Origin of the sequence: Pseudonocardia sp. (assembly GCF_029263155.1) — a bacterium.
GTDB lineage: Bacteria > Actinomycetota > Actinomycetes > Mycobacteriales > Pseudonocardiaceae > Pseudonocardia.
The window spans coordinates 72,408-88,281 of sequence record NZ_JAJCYB010000104.1 but is presented as its reverse complement, the minus strand read 5'-3'; the positions used below and the strand labels follow the sequence as shown (position 1 = coordinate 88,281).

The 15,874-nt window shown below is 72.9% G+C and carries 11 protein-coding genes; 4 read left to right on the top strand and 7 right to left on the bottom strand.

Annotation, left to right across the window (positions count from 1 at the left end):
* The first annotated feature begins 70 nt into the window (after positions 1–70).
* A complete protein-coding gene (locus Q1K26_RS21730) occupies positions 71–1,246 on the top strand; it encodes an ATP-grasp domain-containing protein (RefSeq protein ID WP_300016088.1) in 1,176 nt (391 codons plus the stop codon).
* A 7-nt stretch (positions 1,247–1,253) separates the two neighbouring features.
* Here Q1K26_RS21730 and Q1K26_RS21725 read toward each other — a convergent pair whose 3' ends face one another.
* Entirely contained in the window at positions 1,254–3,659 is a 2,406-nt protein-coding gene (locus Q1K26_RS21725) for a right-handed parallel beta-helix repeat-containing protein (protein ID WP_300016085.1), read from the bottom strand.
* Between the two features lie 535 nt (positions 3,660–4,194).
* On the opposite strand from Q1K26_RS21725, the gene Q1K26_RS21720 reads away from it, so the two are divergent.
* Positions 4,195–5,151 (top strand): class I SAM-dependent methyltransferase, encoded by a 957-nt coding sequence (locus tag Q1K26_RS21720; protein ID WP_300016082.1) that lies wholly within the window; start codon positions 4,195–4,197, stop codon positions 5,149–5,151.
* A gap of 22 nt (positions 5,152–5,173) precedes the next feature.
* Here Q1K26_RS21720 and Q1K26_RS21715 read toward each other — a convergent pair whose 3' ends face one another.
* The 6 genes from Q1K26_RS21715 to Q1K26_RS21690 form a co-directional block, all read right to left on the bottom strand.
* On the bottom strand, positions 5,174–6,325 hold the full coding sequence (locus Q1K26_RS21715) for a hypothetical protein (RefSeq protein WP_300016079.1): 1,152 nt from the start codon (positions 6,323–6,325) through the stop codon (positions 5,174–5,176).
* 298 nt (positions 6,326–6,623) lie between these two features.
* Positions 6,624–7,688 (bottom strand): hypothetical protein, encoded by a 1,065-nt coding sequence (locus Q1K26_RS21710; protein ID WP_300016076.1) that lies wholly within the window; start codon positions 7,686–7,688, stop codon positions 6,624–6,626.
* Between the two features lie 54 nt (positions 7,689–7,742).
* Positions 7,743–9,863, bottom strand: a complete 2,121-nt coding sequence (locus tag Q1K26_RS21705; protein WP_300016074.1) for an O-antigen ligase family protein — start codon at positions 9,861–9,863, stop codon at positions 7,743–7,745.
* A complete protein-coding gene (locus Q1K26_RS21700) occupies positions 9,860–10,570 on the bottom strand; it encodes a hypothetical protein (protein ID WP_300016071.1) in 711 nt (236 codons plus the stop codon). Before Q1K26_RS21700 ends, Q1K26_RS21705 begins: the two co-directional genes overlap by 4 nt.
* A complete protein-coding gene (locus tag Q1K26_RS21695) occupies positions 10,567–11,733 on the bottom strand; it encodes a glycosyltransferase (RefSeq protein ID WP_300016068.1) in 1,167 nt (388 codons plus the stop codon). The genes Q1K26_RS21700 and Q1K26_RS21695 overlap by 4 nt, the downstream gene beginning before the upstream one ends.
* Positions 11,734–11,775: 42 nt before the next feature.
* Complete coding sequence (locus Q1K26_RS21690; protein WP_300016281.1) at positions 11,776–13,332, bottom strand: sugar transferase; 1,557 nt, start codon at positions 13,330–13,332, stop codon at positions 11,776–11,778.
* Positions 13,333–13,721: 389 nt separating this feature from the next.
* Between Q1K26_RS21690 and Q1K26_RS21685 the strand changes: the two genes are divergently transcribed.
* Both Q1K26_RS21685 and Q1K26_RS21680 read left to right on the top strand, forming a co-directional pair.
* Positions 13,722–14,738 carry a glycosyltransferase gene (locus Q1K26_RS21685; RefSeq protein WP_300016065.1) on the top strand — a complete coding sequence of 339 codons (1,017 nt, stop codon included), beginning with the start codon at positions 13,722–13,724 and terminating at the stop codon, positions 14,736–14,738.
* On the top strand, positions 14,735–15,856 hold the full coding sequence (locus Q1K26_RS21680) for a glycosyltransferase family 4 protein (protein WP_300016062.1): 1,122 nt from the start codon (positions 14,735–14,737) through the stop codon (positions 15,854–15,856). Before Q1K26_RS21685 ends, Q1K26_RS21680 begins: the two co-directional genes overlap by 4 nt.
* The last annotated feature ends 18 nt before the right edge of the window (positions 15,857–15,874 follow it).

Below are 15,874 nucleotides of genomic sequence, written 5' to 3'. Positions count from 1 at the left end.
CCCTCGACGCCCGACCCGGGCGGGGGAGGCGGCGCCCGGTCGGGGTGCCGGCCCCGGTTAGGGTGACGGGATGTCGAGCCCACCGGTCATCCTCCTCGGTGGTGACACCACCGCGCTGTCGATCGCGCGCAGCCTCGGTCGCGCGGGAGTGGCCGTCCACGGCATCGGCGTCACCCGGTGGGCCGCGGCCTCCCGCCACATCTCGGTCATCGAGGTGCCGCCGGGGGCCGCCCCGGAGGACGCGTGGGCGCAGCTGCTGCTCGGGCCGGCCACCGAGGCCCTGCGCGGCGCGGTCGTGCTCGGCACGAGCGACGTCGGCCTGATGGTCCTGCTGCGGCACCGCACCGCCCTGCTCGAGCGGTTCCGGCTCGACGACGCCGACGTCACCGCGCAGATGGAGATGCTGGACAAGCTCTCCACCTACGAACGCGCCCGCGAGGCGGGGGTGCCCACCCCGCTGTTCTGGCGGATCGACACACCGGAGGACCTGGATCGGCACCGCGAGGCGCTCGTCTACCCGCTGATCGTCAAGCCGCTCCTGTCGCACGAGTTCAAGGCCAGGTTCCCCGGGCAGCGCAAGTTCCTGGTGGCAGCCGACTTCGCCGAGCTGAGGGCGGCCCACGCCGAGCTCGCCGCCGCCGGGCTCGCCGTGATGCTCGTCGAGAAGATCCCCTCCTCCGACGAGCAGCTGTGCAGCTACTCCACCTACATCGACCCCGGCGGGAACCCGACCTACGACTACACCAAGCGCGTGATCCGGCGCTTCCCGCCGAACGAGGGCATGGCCACCTCCCACGTCACCGACCGGAACGAGGAGGTCAAGGAGGTCGCGCTGCGCCTGGTCAAGCACGTCGGCCTCCGCGGGCTGGCGTGTGTGGAGTTCGTGCACGACCTGCGCGACGACCGCCTCAAGCTCATCGAGTGCAACGCCCGTTTCAGCGCGGCCAACCCGCTGGTGCAGGCGGCCGGGCTCGATCTCGCCCGGCACGTGTACGAGCGCGCGGCCGGCCGGCCCCACGAGCTGCCCGCCACGTACCGCACCGGGCTGCGCATGCTGTACCCGGTGGACGACTTCCGCTCGTTCCTCGTGCTGCGCAGGCGTGGGGAGCTGACGTTCGGGCAATGGGTACGCAGCGTCGCGCACCGCCAGGTCCTCCCGGTGTTCCGGGCCGACGACCCGCTGCCCGCCGTCGCCCGGGCGCTGTTGCGGGCCGCGAACATCCTGCGCCTGCCGGTGCGCGGCTGACCCGCGGTCACCGCCCGCCGCCCAGCCCGCCGAGCGTGTCCCCGACGGCCTCGGTCAGGGCGTTGTCGAGGAGCCGGAAGCCCTCGCGCTCGCCCGGCGGCTCGTCACCCCCGGTGAAGATGTTGCCGACGATGCGGTTCTCCCCGGAGAAGCTGTCGGTGGCGAACGTGATCGCCCCACGACCGTTGCCGGAGAAGCGGTTGTTCTCGACCGTGATGTTCGACATCGTGCCCGAGCCCTCGATCCAGAAGTCCACCCCCGCGCCGGCGTTGTCCTCGATGCGGTTGTCGCGGATGACGATGTCGGCCAGCCGCAGCGTGTCCGAGTAGTTCTCCACGGCCAGCCCGATGCCGGACTTGCTGGCCTCGGTCGCACCGGCCGCCAGGTTCCCGATCACCTCGATGTCGTGGGCGGAGTCGATGTAGATGTTGGGTCCGCGGTTACCGGTGGCCCGGTTGCCGTGGATGATGCCGTTGCGGGCCTCGTACTTGGCGTCGATGCCCTCCTCGCCGTTGTCGCGCACGTCGTTGCCGACGATCTCGAAGCCGTCGGTGTTGACGATGCTGAGCGCCTCGTTCGACGCGCTGGTGCCGCGGGCGTTGTTGCCGTGCACCTCGCAGCCCTCGACGAGCAGGTCGGTGCTGTCGAGGACCACGATGCCGCCGTCGCTGGAACCGGCCACCTCGCAGTCGCGCAGCACCACGTGGTCGGTGCCGGCGCCGTAGACGCCGTGCGTGTCGGAGCCCCGCACCGACAGCCCGATCAGCCGCAGGTAGGCGGCGCCGTTGATGTCGACGAGCCCCTGGTCGCTGCCGCCGCCGCCCTCGACGACCACCTCGGCGCCCTCCTCGGCCCGGATGGTGATCCATCCCTGCGCGGTGCCCTGCGTGTCGACGGAGAAGCCGTCGTAGGTGCCCTCGGCGATCTCCACGGTGTCGCCCGGTCCCGCGGCGTCGACGGCGTCCTGGATCGACGAGTGGTCGCCGCCGTCGCCGACGGTCAGGGTCGCACCGGTGGCATCGCCGGTGGGCTCGCCGATGTCGCGGAGGGGCTCGACGGTCGTGCTGCCGCTCCCGCCGGGCGTCGTGGACGGGGTGGGGTCGTCGCCGGTGGGCGGGATGCTGCGGGGCCGGTCGCCGCTGCCGGGGGCTCCGGGGTCGTCGTCCCGGGGCTCGTCGTCCCGGGGCTCGCCGCCACGTGGCTCACCGGTCGGCTCGTCGGCCCGGGGCTCGTCGCCGCGGGGCTCGTCGCTGCGGGGCTCGTCGCCGCGGGGCTCGTCGGCGGGAGCGGAGCGGGTGGGTGGGGGTGTGCCCGATCGCTCGCGGGGCTCGTCGGCCGGCCCCTCCGACGGGTCGGCGGGCGGGTCGGCGTCGGGCTCCTGGCCGCCGTTCCAGTCCTCCAGCACGCGCAACCGCTCCCACGGGATGCTCTCGAGCGAGGCGTAGTCGCCCTCGATGCCGGCGTCGGAGTACACCGAGGAGCCGGGCACGTACTCGAACAGGAACCCCATCCGGGCCCCGCCGTTGTCGCCGACGTAGGCGCCGTAGGTCTGCAGTGCGCGGGCGACGGTGAGCTCGCCCTCGCTCAGGCCCAGCGACTCCAGGTCGAGCGCCGGGTCGAGCTGCACCCGGGCCCCCTCGGGGATGGGGGTGTCGACACCGTCCATGTTGCTGCCGTCGGTCTTGGTGGCCGGGTAGCGCACCTCGTCCGGCGCGGCCATGTTGGTGGAGAAGAACAGCGCGTGCGGGATCTCGCCCGCCGCGATGTCCTCGGCCCGCACCACGGCGGCGTAGCGCGCGATCCCGGCGCCGGTGGAGCTGCCGTTCTCCTCGCGACCGTCGCCGTCGAGCGGCGTCATGGCCCCCCAGCCGGCAGTCCAGGACTCGCCGCCGTCCTGCGCCATCCACAGGTTGTAGACCATGTTCGTGATCGGGTCGGCGACGGCGAGGTGGCCGTCGGAGCCGGGGGCGATGGGGGTGTCCTCGGGGATGGGGATCGTCTCGCCTGCGAAGGGGTCCGGGCCCCAGTTCCCCTCCTGGGCGAAGGAGACCGGGAAGCGGGGGGTGTCCTCGGTGATGTCCTCGGTGTCGCGCAGCGTGACGCCGAAGTCGACGGTGTTGGCGATGTGGTCACCGGTGGCGAGGTGGGCGACCATGGCCTCGGACTGCGGATCGAGCGCGGGGTCCTCCGGTACCGGGTTCCACAGCCAGTCGGCCGCGTCGAAGTAGGGTCGCGCCGACCGCGTCGGGCCGTCGTCGGTGGGCAGGCAGTCCAGACCGACGCCGGTCGTGCCGGACTGGGCCCGGACGGCGGAGCCGACCAGCCCGTCCCCACACGGGACCGCCGCTGCGAACCGGCCGGCCACGGTGGCCTGTGCGGTGCCGTAGACGACGATCGTGACGACGGTGGCCACCGCCGCGGCGGCTACCGCGAGTCTGCCTCCAGAACGCGTGCGGGTCATCGGACTGCCTCCCCAGGTGTGCTGTGCTGTGACAGCTGATGCTGTTGAGCACAGGGAGTCCAGAGTTGCGCACGGGAATGCACCCGACCCGGTGGAACAGCCCCCTGATCGAGGCGACCGTGTCACGCAAGGTCAAGCGGCTACTACATACCGTGATCGGAGTCTGGCCGTCGGAGTGCACGGCCCGGCACTATCCCCGTCCGGCGTCGGATGCGTGGGGGTTTCGCAAAACCTCTCGCCGGGGAGCGCCGGTGCTCGGTGCCGATCCCGACGGGCCGCGGACCATCCTGTGATCGCAGCCACCTACACTGGCGCCGCTCTGGCGGTCACCCGCTCGTGGCGCTGGTGACTCGCCCGGGTGATCGCCGTCGTCGTCCGGCCCGCTCGGCCCCACAGGGCCCCCGGGTGTGCCGAGACGCCCGGCGGACCAGCACGGTCCGGGACTCGTTCGACCCCGCGGGTGTCGACCCTGAGATGGGAGAACAGCATGTCGGTCAGGTCCGTCCTGTCGCGTCCGGGCTTGCGCCGGGTGCGCAGACCCCTGCTGGACGCCAAGATCTGGTACGGGCTGATGAGGTCGCGGAACAAGGAGTTCATCCGGTACGCGCCGCCCGGGCACTTCTACTCGCCGATCCCCGACATCGACCACATCCGCAGCAACGCCGGTCGGGTGTTCGACCGGTCGGTCGACGACATCCCCGGCGTGGTCCTGCACGAGGAGGGCCAGCTGCGCCTCCTCGCCGACTTCGCCGAGCACTACCCGGAGATGCCGTTCGCCGAGCATCCGTCCGAGAGCTGTCGCTACCACCTGGACAACCCGTTCTACTCCTACGGCGACGGCGTCGTCCTCTACTCGATGATGCGGGTCTTCCGGCCCCGGCGGATCGTCGAGGTCGGTTCGGGCTTCTCGTCGGCCGCCATGCTGGAGGTCGACGACCGGTTCTTCGACGGGAACCTCGAGCTCACGTTCATCGATCCCTACCCGGAGCGCCTGCTGGGGCTACTGAGCGAAGCCGACCGGACGCGGTGTGCGGTCCTGCGGCAGCCCGTGCAGGAGGTGCCCGACGACGTCTTCACCTCGCTCGAGGCCGGGGACTTCCTGTTCATCGACTCCTCCCACCTGGCCAAGGCCGACAGCGACGTACTGCACCTGCTCTTCCGGATCCTCCCGTTGCTGCGGTCGGGTGTGATCGTGCACGTCCACGACGTGATGTGGCCGTTCGAGTACCCGTCGGGCTGGCTGGAACAGGGCAGGGCCTGGAACGAGGCGTACTTCCTGCGCGCCTTCCTGCAGTACAACGAGGCGTTCTCGATCGTGTACTTCAACTCCTACATGGCGCACAAGCACGCCGGGGCGGTGACGGAGGCCCTGCCGCTGGCGATGTGCGCGCCCAGCGCACGCAACACGATGGGCAACGCGAGCCTGTGGCTGCGGAAGGCCTGAGCCGACCACGCGGCGCGCGGCTCTAGTACCCGTTGCAGCGGTTGCCGACGGGCCGCGAGTCCCTGTCGCTCTGCGCCGGCAGGTCGAGCACCTGGAGGTGCTGAGTGGGGATGTTGCTCATGTCCAGCGACGTCTGCTGGGGGAGCAGGCCCGAGTACGCGCCGCCCCCGAGGCTCTGCGGGTGCTCGGCGTAGATCGTGAACGCGCCGCTCGTGTCGCCGAGGATCATCCCGTACCGCTGGATCGCCCGGGCGATCGTCAGCTCGGCCGGGTTCAGCCCGAACGTCGTGAGGTCGATCGACGGGTCGAGCCGCACACGGGCGCCCTGCGGCAGCGCCGAGGAGCTGTCGGTCCGGCCGTCGCTCTCCGTGGCGGGCGCGACCGGACCGCCGGACCGGGTGTCGGGGTAGGCGAACACCAGCGCGTGCTCGATGGACCCGCGGCGCAGCTCCTCGGCGGTGACCAGCCCGGCCGCGGCCGAGAAGCCGGAGGCACGCGTCGCCAACCCGGCGTCGTAGATCCCGTCGCTGTCGGCCGGGATCGCGTTGCCCCAGCGCGCCGACATGCCGCCACCCGATCCGGCTGCGCCCCAGAACTCGTAGACGCAGTCGGTGGAACGGTCGACGATGGTGAGGTGCGCGTCGTCCATCGGGTCGGCCCGGGCCTCGCTCGGGAGTGGAACGTCACGCAGCGTGCCGACCGGTGCCCAGTCGACCGTGAGCGGCACGTCGTGGCGCGGGGTGGAGGCGTCGGCGTAGTAGATGGGGATGGACCATTCCTCCATCGCCATCTTGAACGTCTCGGCGTTGAGCCCGCGCACGTACTCGGCGGAGTTCGGATCGAGCGGCGCGTTCGCGGCGAGGCGCTGCACCCACGGGCTGCTCGGACCGCCGAACAGCTCGGCGCTGCCGAGGCCCCCGCCCCCGCCGCCGCCGCCACCGGCGGCGGCGGACCGTGGTTCCGGGTCTGCGGCCGAGGGCGCGGCGGCAGAGGTCTCCGGGGCCGCTGTCTCGGTCGTGGGCGGGTCGAGCAGCGACTGCGGGAGGTCGGCGACGTCGGAGGGGATCTCGGGCACCACGACCGAGAGCTCCGACGCCCGGATCTCGGGGAGCTCGGGCTCGTCGGGTCCCTGTAGGACGGGCACGGCGAGGAGCATCCCGGTGAGCGCGGCCACACAGCCGATGGTCAGCAGGACGCTCGACAGGTCGTGCCGCCGCAGGGTGGCCGTGGCCGCGTGCCGCTTCGAGGCCGCTCGCCCGGGTGCGGCCGGCCTGGGGGTGTCCGGCGCTGCGTGCCGCCTGGGGGCCGGCGGCGCTGCATGTCGAGTCACGCGGCGTAGTCTCCCGGTTCGAATCGTTACCTCGATCGGATGACGTCGTTCTGTCGACGACGTGCATGCGTCCGTCGGTGACCGGCGCCCGGCAGTGCCGTGACCGTGGTGGTGCTCGGACCCGGGACCGTTCGTCGAGGACCTACTCGTCGTCGTCCCCGCCCTGGAGGGCGCCCTCGTTGCAGCGGTTGATCGCCGGTGGCCCGGAGTTGCGCTCGGTCTGGGAACCGACCGGAAGCACCTGCATGGACTCGAACGGGATCGCGCTGAGGTCCGCCCAGATGTCGGCCGACCAGCTCGGCGGGTACGGATAGTTCTCGTAGGTCTGCGGTGAGGCGGCGTTGAGGGCCATCCCGCCGCTGGTGTCGACGAGGATCATGCCGTAGGTCTGCAGCGCTTCGGCGATCGCCTCCAGCGCGGGGGACAGCCCCAGCGCCTCGATGTCGATCGACGGGTCGAGCCGCAGCCGGGCGCCCTCGGGCAGCGCGGTGTCGCTCTCCGTCCTGCCGTCACTCGCGGTGGCGGGAGGCACGGGGCCGCCGTCGCGGGTGTTGGGGTAGGCGAAGGCGAGCGCGTGGTCGATCTCGCCCGCCGCGAGCTCCTGCGGCCATATCAGCCCGGCGATCGAGGACAGCCCGCTCGCGCGGGAGCTGAGACCGTCGGGATAGATCCCGTCACCGTCGGTCGGCGTGGCGTTGGCCCAGGAAGCCGTCCAGCCCGAGCCTTCGCGCCGGGCCTGCCAGAACTCGTACACGCAACCCTCCTCGCGGTCGACGACCACCATGTGGCCGTCGTCCTGGGGGTCGGGAGCGGCGGCGTCGGGGATCGGCACGTCCTGCAGCGCCCAGCCGGGCAGGTAGTCCTCGGTGGGTTCGACCGTGTATCGCGGGGTGGAGGCATCGGCCTCGTAGACCGGGATCGTCCAGCCGTTCACCGACACGACGGGGTTCGAGTCGTCCTCGACCAGTTCGGCGACGAACTCCTCGGACCGGGGGTCGATCGGGGCGTCCACGGGGATCTCGGTGTACCAGGGGGAGTCGCCCTCGGCGAAGATCGTGGAGAAGTCGGGACCGATGATCGGCTGTGTCACCTCGTCGGACCCGTCTCCCGCCGCCGGGGGGTCGGTGGGCTCCGCCGAGCAGGCCGTGAGGGCCAGCGCGACTGTCACCACTCCCAGCAGCCACGACCGGGTACGGGAAGCACGCATGGGCCGAAGGTACTGGAGCGTTCGGATGCCCCGAGCAGCAGGCTTCGTGACGAACTACGTGAACCGGGCGCCCCGCCGTCCATGGTTGCGGAACCACGAGCAGCCCGCCACGACCAACCCGATCTGGAACAGCGTGGCCAGGGCGATGACCCGCAGCGTCGTGTTGCTCAGCGGCCGTTGCTCGGTGACCTCGTCGATCGCGATGGGAATGACGTCGTAGGCCGACCCCAGACCCTTCCCCTCGACGATCCCGTCCGCCTGGAGCACCGCGCTGTCGCGCAGAGCGACGGCCTCGGCCGGATCCGCCGCCACCGAGCGCACCGTCATCGTGCCGCGGTTCGGGTCCCCGGTGACGGTCGTGGCGGACTGGGCGAGGCCACCCTCGATGACGGCGGCGAACGTCGGCAGGAACAGCACGCGCCTGCGGACGTCGAGCGCGTACCCGGGATAGGTGTCGGCCGTCGCCTGCATCGTGAGTTCGGCCGTGGCCACGTAGGTGGGACGCTCCATCACCGCGTACAGCGCGGCGGCGACGACGCAGGCGAGCGCGGTGGTCAGGGCGGTGGCCACCATGCCGAACCGGAGTCCGACGGCGGCCGCGGTGGTCGCGTCGGCCGCGGCCGGGCGCCGTAGCGACGCCTCGCTGCGGGAGGTGCTGTAGATCCACCCGACGAACGCGCAGATGACCAGCAGCGTCCGGGAGTAGGACTGGTGCAGGAAGATGCTCGACGCGCCCCAGCCGATCAACGCGGCCACACCGGCTGCGGCGAGGGCCCGCGACGGCACGCCGTGCCTGCCGTCGCGCCTGCCGCCGGCGAGTCGCAGCACCGCGGACACCCCGAGCGCGACCACCCCGCCGTAGAACACGAACCAGCCCGCCAGGCCGACCAGCCCGGACTCGGAGGCGATCTCGAGGTAGAGGTTGTGGGTGGCCGTGATCGTGCCGGTGGGGCCGGTACCGGCGAGCGCCGCGTACTCGGTGATGACCGAGCCGAAGGAGCCGGGTCCGGTGCCCAGCAGCGGGTTCTCCCGGAACACCGAGATGGCCGCCTCGAGCACGTTGCCGCGCTCGATGATGGAGGCATCGGCCGCGTAGGCCGGGGTGGACAGCGTCTCGGTGATGGTGAGCAGCCGGTCACCGACACCCGGGATGAGCAGACCGACCAGCGCCGCCGGGGTGAGGTAGAGGGCGTACCGCCGCACCGTCGGGCCGCTGGCGATGATCCATACGAGCACCGCGACCGCCGCGGCCAGGAACGTGCCGCGGGACTGGGTCAGGTAGAGCCCGAGCCCGACCAGCATGGCCGCGCCGATCCACAGCACCTGGGCCAGCCGGTGACCGGCCTGACCCGCCCGGTGCACCAACGCCAACGCGAACGGCAGCCCGAGCACCAGGAACCGGCCCCAGAAGTTCGAGTCCGGGAGCGGACCCGCGTGCCGGGCCGCCGCGATGGACGCCCCGGCGGTGGAGGCGATGTTGGAGAAGCCGCCGAAGGTGGTGCCGTTGTCGTACACGTACTGGTTGATCGCGGTCAGCCCGGCGATCGGGGCGATCGCGAGCACGATCGCAGCGCCTACCATCCAGGGGCGGTTCGCGAGCTGCATCAGCAGCAGCATGACGGCGAGGAACACGCCATCCTTGATCATGTTGTCCAGCGAGTTGGCACTCGCCTCGGGCGCCGCGCTCTGCAACGTCGACGGCACCTGCGAGACCATGTACACGACGTACAGCGCCACCGGCAGCCACCATCGGGTGCGGATCCGGGCCCGGTACTGCGGCCGGGCGAGCGCGACGAGCGCCGACATGATGCCCAGCGCGAGCATCGCGGTGTAGATGCTGACCGGCGAGCGCTCCTCGAACACGCCACTGACGTTGGCGAACTCGAGCATCACCATCAGGCCCAGCGCCACCCACGGGACGACGAGCGCCACGACCGCGACCGCGGAGCCCACGAGCGCGGCGAGGAACAGCAGGCCCACCGACGGGCCCAGCACGATCCCGACGAACAGGGTGAAACCGCCGATCCCGGCGGCCAGCGCACCGGCCTGGCCCGGTGTGAGCCGCAGCGGGCGGGCGGGCTTGAGGAGTCGCTCGACGAACGAGGGCGCGGCCTCGGGCTCGCGGGCCGGACCGGGCGGGCCCCCGGCGGGCGGCCGGGTGGCGGCCGTGGTCACCGGGCCGACGGGTACCGGCCGGTGACCTGCTCCTCCACCGGGGCGCGCGGCCGGTAGTTGCTCGTGACGCGCTCCGGGATGGCTGCCGACCAGTCGTCGTCCACCACGGCGCCACGGTCGTCCTCGGGACGACGGCGGGCCCGCGTGACCAGCAGCGCGACCCCGGAGCCGACGAGCAACCCGCCCGCGAACACCACGATCAGCAGCTGCGTGGCCGACACGCCGGACGCCTCGGCCGTGCCCGCCGCGGGCTGGACGATGTCGAGCGCGTACGGGCCCGACACCCGCTGCACGGTGGGCGTGGCCGCGGCGATCAGCGCGTCGACGGCGACCTCGGCGCCCTCGGGGCTGGTGGTCTCGACCGTGACGTCGATCAGGCTCGTGGCGTCCACCACGCCGGCGGTGACCGTGACCGTCGCGGGATCGACACCGGCGACCGCGGCGGCCTGGTCGGCCCACTGCGGCTGCTGGAGGACCTCCGCGGCGATGCTGCCCGCCTGCCCGCCGCCGAGCGCCTCCCAGTAGGAGGGCACCTCCTCGGCCGGGATCCCGGCGGCAGGCACGAGCGCGACCTGCGCCTCGGCCCGGTACAGCGGGTCGCTCGAGCCGACGAGGTAGGAGGTGGCGGCCAGGGCGACCACGCCGGTGACGAGGCCGATCACGGCGATCCACAAGAGCTGCCGGCGGGTCAGCCGTTGCTCGTTCACGTCGACTCCTTCTGCTGCGGTGCTCGTGGCACCGCGGCGCGGTGGGGGTGGGCGTTGAGCGCGCCGTCGTACATCTCCGCCAGACGCCGGGCCCAGGTGCGGAGGTCGAACCGCTCGGTGGCGAGTCTACGTGCCGCCGAGCCGTACCGGGCACGGCGTTCAGGGTCCAGCAGCAGCTCGACGACCGCGCCGCCGAGCGGGACGGGATCACCGGGCGCGACGAGCAGCCCGGTGCGCCCGTGGTCGACGATCTCCGGGGTGCCGCCGACGGTGGTGGCGACGGTCGCGATGCCTGCGGCGGCGGCCTCGATGACCGAGGTCGGCAGCGCCTCGGTCAGCGACGGCAGCAGCGCGAGGGTGGACGCCCGCAGGATCGCCGGCACATCCTCCCGGGACCCGGCGAACACCACGCCGTCGCCGGCGACGGACTCCAGCGCCGCGCGGTGCACGCCGTCGCCGACGATCAGCAGCACGGCACCGGGCACCCGGCGACGCACCTCGTCCCACGCCCGCAGCGCCACCTCGTGGCCCTTGGCTGCGCGCAGCGCCGCGACGACGGACACGACCGGCACACCGGCGGGGACGCCGAGGTCCGCGGGCAGCTCGGGAGGCGGGCCGTGGTCCGCGGGCTCGAAGGCGGTGAGGTCGACGCCGTTGTGCAGCACCGTCCAGGACGGGCGCGCCGGGCCGTGGAGTCGCTCGGCGGCGTCGCGGGCGGCCCGGGACACGAAGATCAGGCCGGCGCCGCGCTCGGCGGACCGGATGCACAGCCGGGACTTGAGCCTGTCACGCCGTTCGGGCTGGCGGCGGGGGAGGTGGTGCAGCGTGCTGAAACACGGCACGCCGGCCAGCCGGGCCGCGAGCGGCACGAGGGTGGCCGACGTGCCGAGGTGGGCGTGCACGACGTCGCAGCCGGACTCCCGGATGGCCGAGACCAGCTTGGGCATGGCGGTCGGATCGAGCAGCTTGCGCACGCCGACGAAGCTCGGCCGCAGCCCCGCTGCCTGCAGCAGCGGGAGGCTGGCGGTGCGCTCGGGGGTGTGCGGGGAGAGGCTGGCGACGGTCAGGTCCAGCCCCGCCTGCGACGCGACCCCGTTCAGCGTGGCGAGCAGGCGCTCGGCCCCGCCGAACGAGAAGGAGTCGATGATCTGGAGAACTCGCATGGATGGGATGGCCTGACGTCGGCAGGTGAGAGGCGACGCCCCTCAGGCGCTGCGGCGGATGACGACCGTGGCCTCGCTGCCGGTGATCGTGGCGTCGGCCTGCCGCGCAGGCGCGACGTAGGGCAGCCGGACCGTGTCGGCGTCCACCGACGGGTCGATGTCGTCCATGGTCGGTGGGGCCGGCACGGGCAGGTGGGCCTCGGGCGAGCGGCGCGGGACGAGCTGGCGCACCGTCCAGACGGCGATCTTGAGGTCCAGCCACAGCGACCACGACTCGGCGTAGAGGTTGTCGAAGTGGGCGCGCTGGTGGATCGAGGTGTCGCCGCGCAGGCCGTGCACCGCGGCGTAGCCGGTGAGGCCGACGGGCACGCGGTGGCGGTAGCGGTAGCCGGGGATCGTCTCGTTGAACCGCTCCACGAAGTAGGGCCGCTCGGGACGCGGGCCGACCAGGCTCATGTCGCCCTTGAGGACGTTCACCAGCTGCGGGAGCTCGTCGAGGCTGCTGGCCCGGATGAACTTGCCGACCGGGCCCAGCCGGGTGTCGGTGTCGATGCTCCACCGCACGTCGCCCTCGCCCGCGGCGAGCTGCAGCGACCGGAACTTGAACAGCGTGAACGGCTCGCCGTTCAGGCCGATCCGCTCCTGCTTGAAGATGATGCCCGGGCCGGTCTCGCGGCGGACCGCGACGGCGATCACGGCGAGCGCCGGGGCGGCGACGAGCAGGGAGACGCCCGAGACCACGACGTCGATGACGCGCTTGAGCCGCCACGACGCGCTGCGGTAGGCGGGCCGGCGCAGCCGCGCCAGCGGGATCCCGTCGACGAGCTCGCTGGCCTGGTTGTGGTGGTGCATCTGGTGCAGCTCGTACATGCGCGGCACCACGTAGACCTCGACCGGCGACGCGCCGAGGTCCCGGACGGCGTCGACGACCTTGTCGTCGCTGTGCGCCCCGAAGCCGACCAGCACGAGGTCGACGCCGTGCTCGCGCACCAGCTCGGGCAGTGCCTCGACCGAGCCGAGCTTGGGGCCGAGGTCGGCGAGCAGCGGGCGGTCGTCGTCGACGTACCCGACGACGGTGACGCCGTAGCGGAGCTGGTGGGTGAGGGTCTGGCCGAGCCGGACACCGGTGTCGTCACATCCGACGACGAGGGCGCGGAGCTGGTCGCGGCCCGCGTTGCGGCGGCGCAGGATGACGGCGAAGACGACCGTGCGGGCGATGACGAGCAGCGTGAGCGTGCCGAGCCCGGTGACGATGGCGCCGGCCGGCTCCCCGTCCAGGACCGGTCCGAGCACGGCGGCGACGAGCCCGGTGGGGACCGCCACGATCAGCGCGGCGCTCGGCAGGTCGGTCAGTACCGACGGGGCGAAGCGCCAGGCGTGCCGGCGGGACACGGCGATCGCCAGCAGGGTCGTGATCCCGACCGCGATCGCGGGAACCGGACCGGCCACCCACACCCCGGCCGCGGTGCCCAGCGCAACGGCGACGAGGTCGGAGGTGGCGACCACCGCCCGGAACGTCGTGCGCGCGCGACCATCCCCCGGCTGGTCCGGGCGGGCCGGTGTGGCCCGGGCGACGGTCCGCCCCGATGAGTCGATCACTTCGGTCAAGACTTCCTCCTTACACGGCCCGGGTCCCCCGTAACGCATGCCCGGGCACTTGCGACGCCTATCGCCTCTCGGTCTAAAGACGTTTCAGGTCCGAGGATGTTGCGTCGGATGCCACATCCCTCGAACAGGTGAACAGGTCCACCCCTGGGTGAAATACGGTGACTGCGGGTCAGATAGTTCTTCACCCGCCCCGGGCGGTTCAAACACGACAGCGCCGAACGGGTGGGCCGTGGACCGGCCGCGTCGCTCCCGTAGGTCGCGGTGAGCGATCACGGGTCGCCCCGGGAGGGTCCGGGAGCCGACCAGTAAGGTCCTCTCGGCACTTCCGACCAGCTACTCCCGAGGTGGTGACGGCGACGCACGCCAGCACGAGCTCCATCATGACGGCCGATCGAGCGGTCGACGACCTGGTGACAATCATCATCCCGGCCCGCGACGAGTCCGGGTTCATCGGTGACTGCCTGGCGGCCGTGCAGGCCCAGGACTACGAGAACCTGCAGGTCGTCGTCGTCGTGGACGGAGCCACCACCGACGACACCGCCGACATCGTTGCCGCTGCCGCGAAGCTCGACCCGAGGGTCGAGCTGCACACCAACCCCCGCGGCGGCATCCCGGTGTCGCTGAACATCGCGCTCGCCGCGGCGCGGGGGCGCTGGCTGGTGCGCGTCGACTCGCACTCCACGATCGACGCGGGCTACGTCGGCACCGTCGTGGGCCTGCTGCGCGAGGGCGGCTGGGGCGGTGTGGGCGGGCGCAAGGACGGCCACGGCGTCACCCCGGCGGGCCGGGCGATCGCGGCCGCGCTGGGCAGCCCCTTCGGCGTCGGGGGGTCGGTCTACCACCACGGCGAGCGGCGCCAGGAGGTCGACCACATCCCGTTCGGCGCCTACCCCACGGCGCTCATCCGCGAGCTCGGCGGCTGGGACGAGGGTCTCGTCGCCAACGAGGACTTCGAGTTCGACTACCGGCTGCGCCGGGCCGGGCACCGCCTGCTGTTCGACCCGGCCGTGGCGATCCGCTGGCACTCCCGCCAGACCGTGGCCGACCTCTACCGCCAGTACCGCCGTTACGGGCGCGGCAAGGTCGCGGTGGCGGTCAAGCACCCCCGGTCGATGCGCCCGCGGCACGTCATGGTGCCCGCGTTCGTCGCCTACCTGGCCGGGGCGGCGGCGGTGGCGCTGCGGCGTCCCGGCGTCGCCGCCGCGATGGTGGCGCCCTACGCCGCGGCCGTCGCCGCCGCGACCGTGCACACCGCCCGCCCGCTCGGAGGGGCCGCGGAGCGGTCCTACGTCGCCCCGGCGTTCCTGGCGATGCACCTCGGGTGGGGGATCGGCTTCTGGGCCGGCGTCGGCGCCGCCGTGGCCGACCGGCTGCGCTCCGCGCGGAAGGAACGATGACCGCCCCCGTGACCGCCTCCCGCGCCGTCCCGCGCCGGCTCCGCGTCCTGCTGGTGGGCAAGGCCGCCCCCGACCGCGGCGGCATCCCGACGTTCCTGGAGATGCTGCGGGGCGGTGCGCTGGCCGACACCCACGAGGTGACCCTGCTCAACGTCGCGCACGCGGGCGTCCCCGAGGGCGGGCGGCTGACCGCGGGCAACCTGCGCCGTACGTTCGGCGACGCGCTGGCCGTGTGGCGCCGCGCGGCCGACCACGACGTCGTGCACATCCACTCGGCCCTCGCGCCGTCGGTGACGGTGCTGCGGGCCGCGCTGCTGGCCTGGGCGGCGCGGGCCAGGGGCTCCGCCGTGGTCGTGCACGCGCACGGCGGCAACATCGCGACCTGGCTCGGCGGCCGCGTCAACCGGGTGCTCATGCGCGCGGCGATGCTCCCCGCCCACCGCGTCGTCGCGGTGTGGACCGCGGGCGAGCAGGCGCTGCGCACGGTGCTGCCCGCGGGCAAGGTGTGCCTGGTCGACAATGGGGTGCCGCTCGGCGACCTCCCGCAGCGCGACGCCGCCCGCCGCCCGCCGCGCATCCTCTACGTGGGCCTGCTTACCCCCCGCAAGGGCGTGCTCGACCTGGCCGCCGCGTCGGTGATCCTGCGGGAGCGGGGCGTCGACCACGAGCTGCACCTGCTCGGCGGCACCCCCGACGAGGGGCCCGATGCGGAGGCCGCGGTGCGCGACGGCCTGCCGTCGTGGACCCGCCTGCTCGGCACCCGCGACCCGGCCGACATGGCGGCCGCCTACGCCGAGGCCGAGGTCTTCTGCCTGCCGTCCTGGTGGGAGGCCATGCCGCTGTCGGTGCTGGAGGCGATGGCGAGCGGCCTGCCGGTCGTCGCCAGCGACGTGGGCGACATCGGCCGTGCCGTCCAGGACGGTGCCACCGGGTTCGTCGTGCCGTCGCAGGATCCCGAGCGCCTCGCCGACGCGCTGGAGAAGCTGCTGGCCGACCCCGACACCCGCGCGGCGATGGGTGCGGCGAGCCGGGCGCGGGTGGAGGCCCACTTCTCCGCCGAGGTCACCGCGCGCGGGATCGACGGGCTCTACCAGCAGGTCGACGCCGGCCGCCGGTGAGCGGGCCCACCGCCCCGA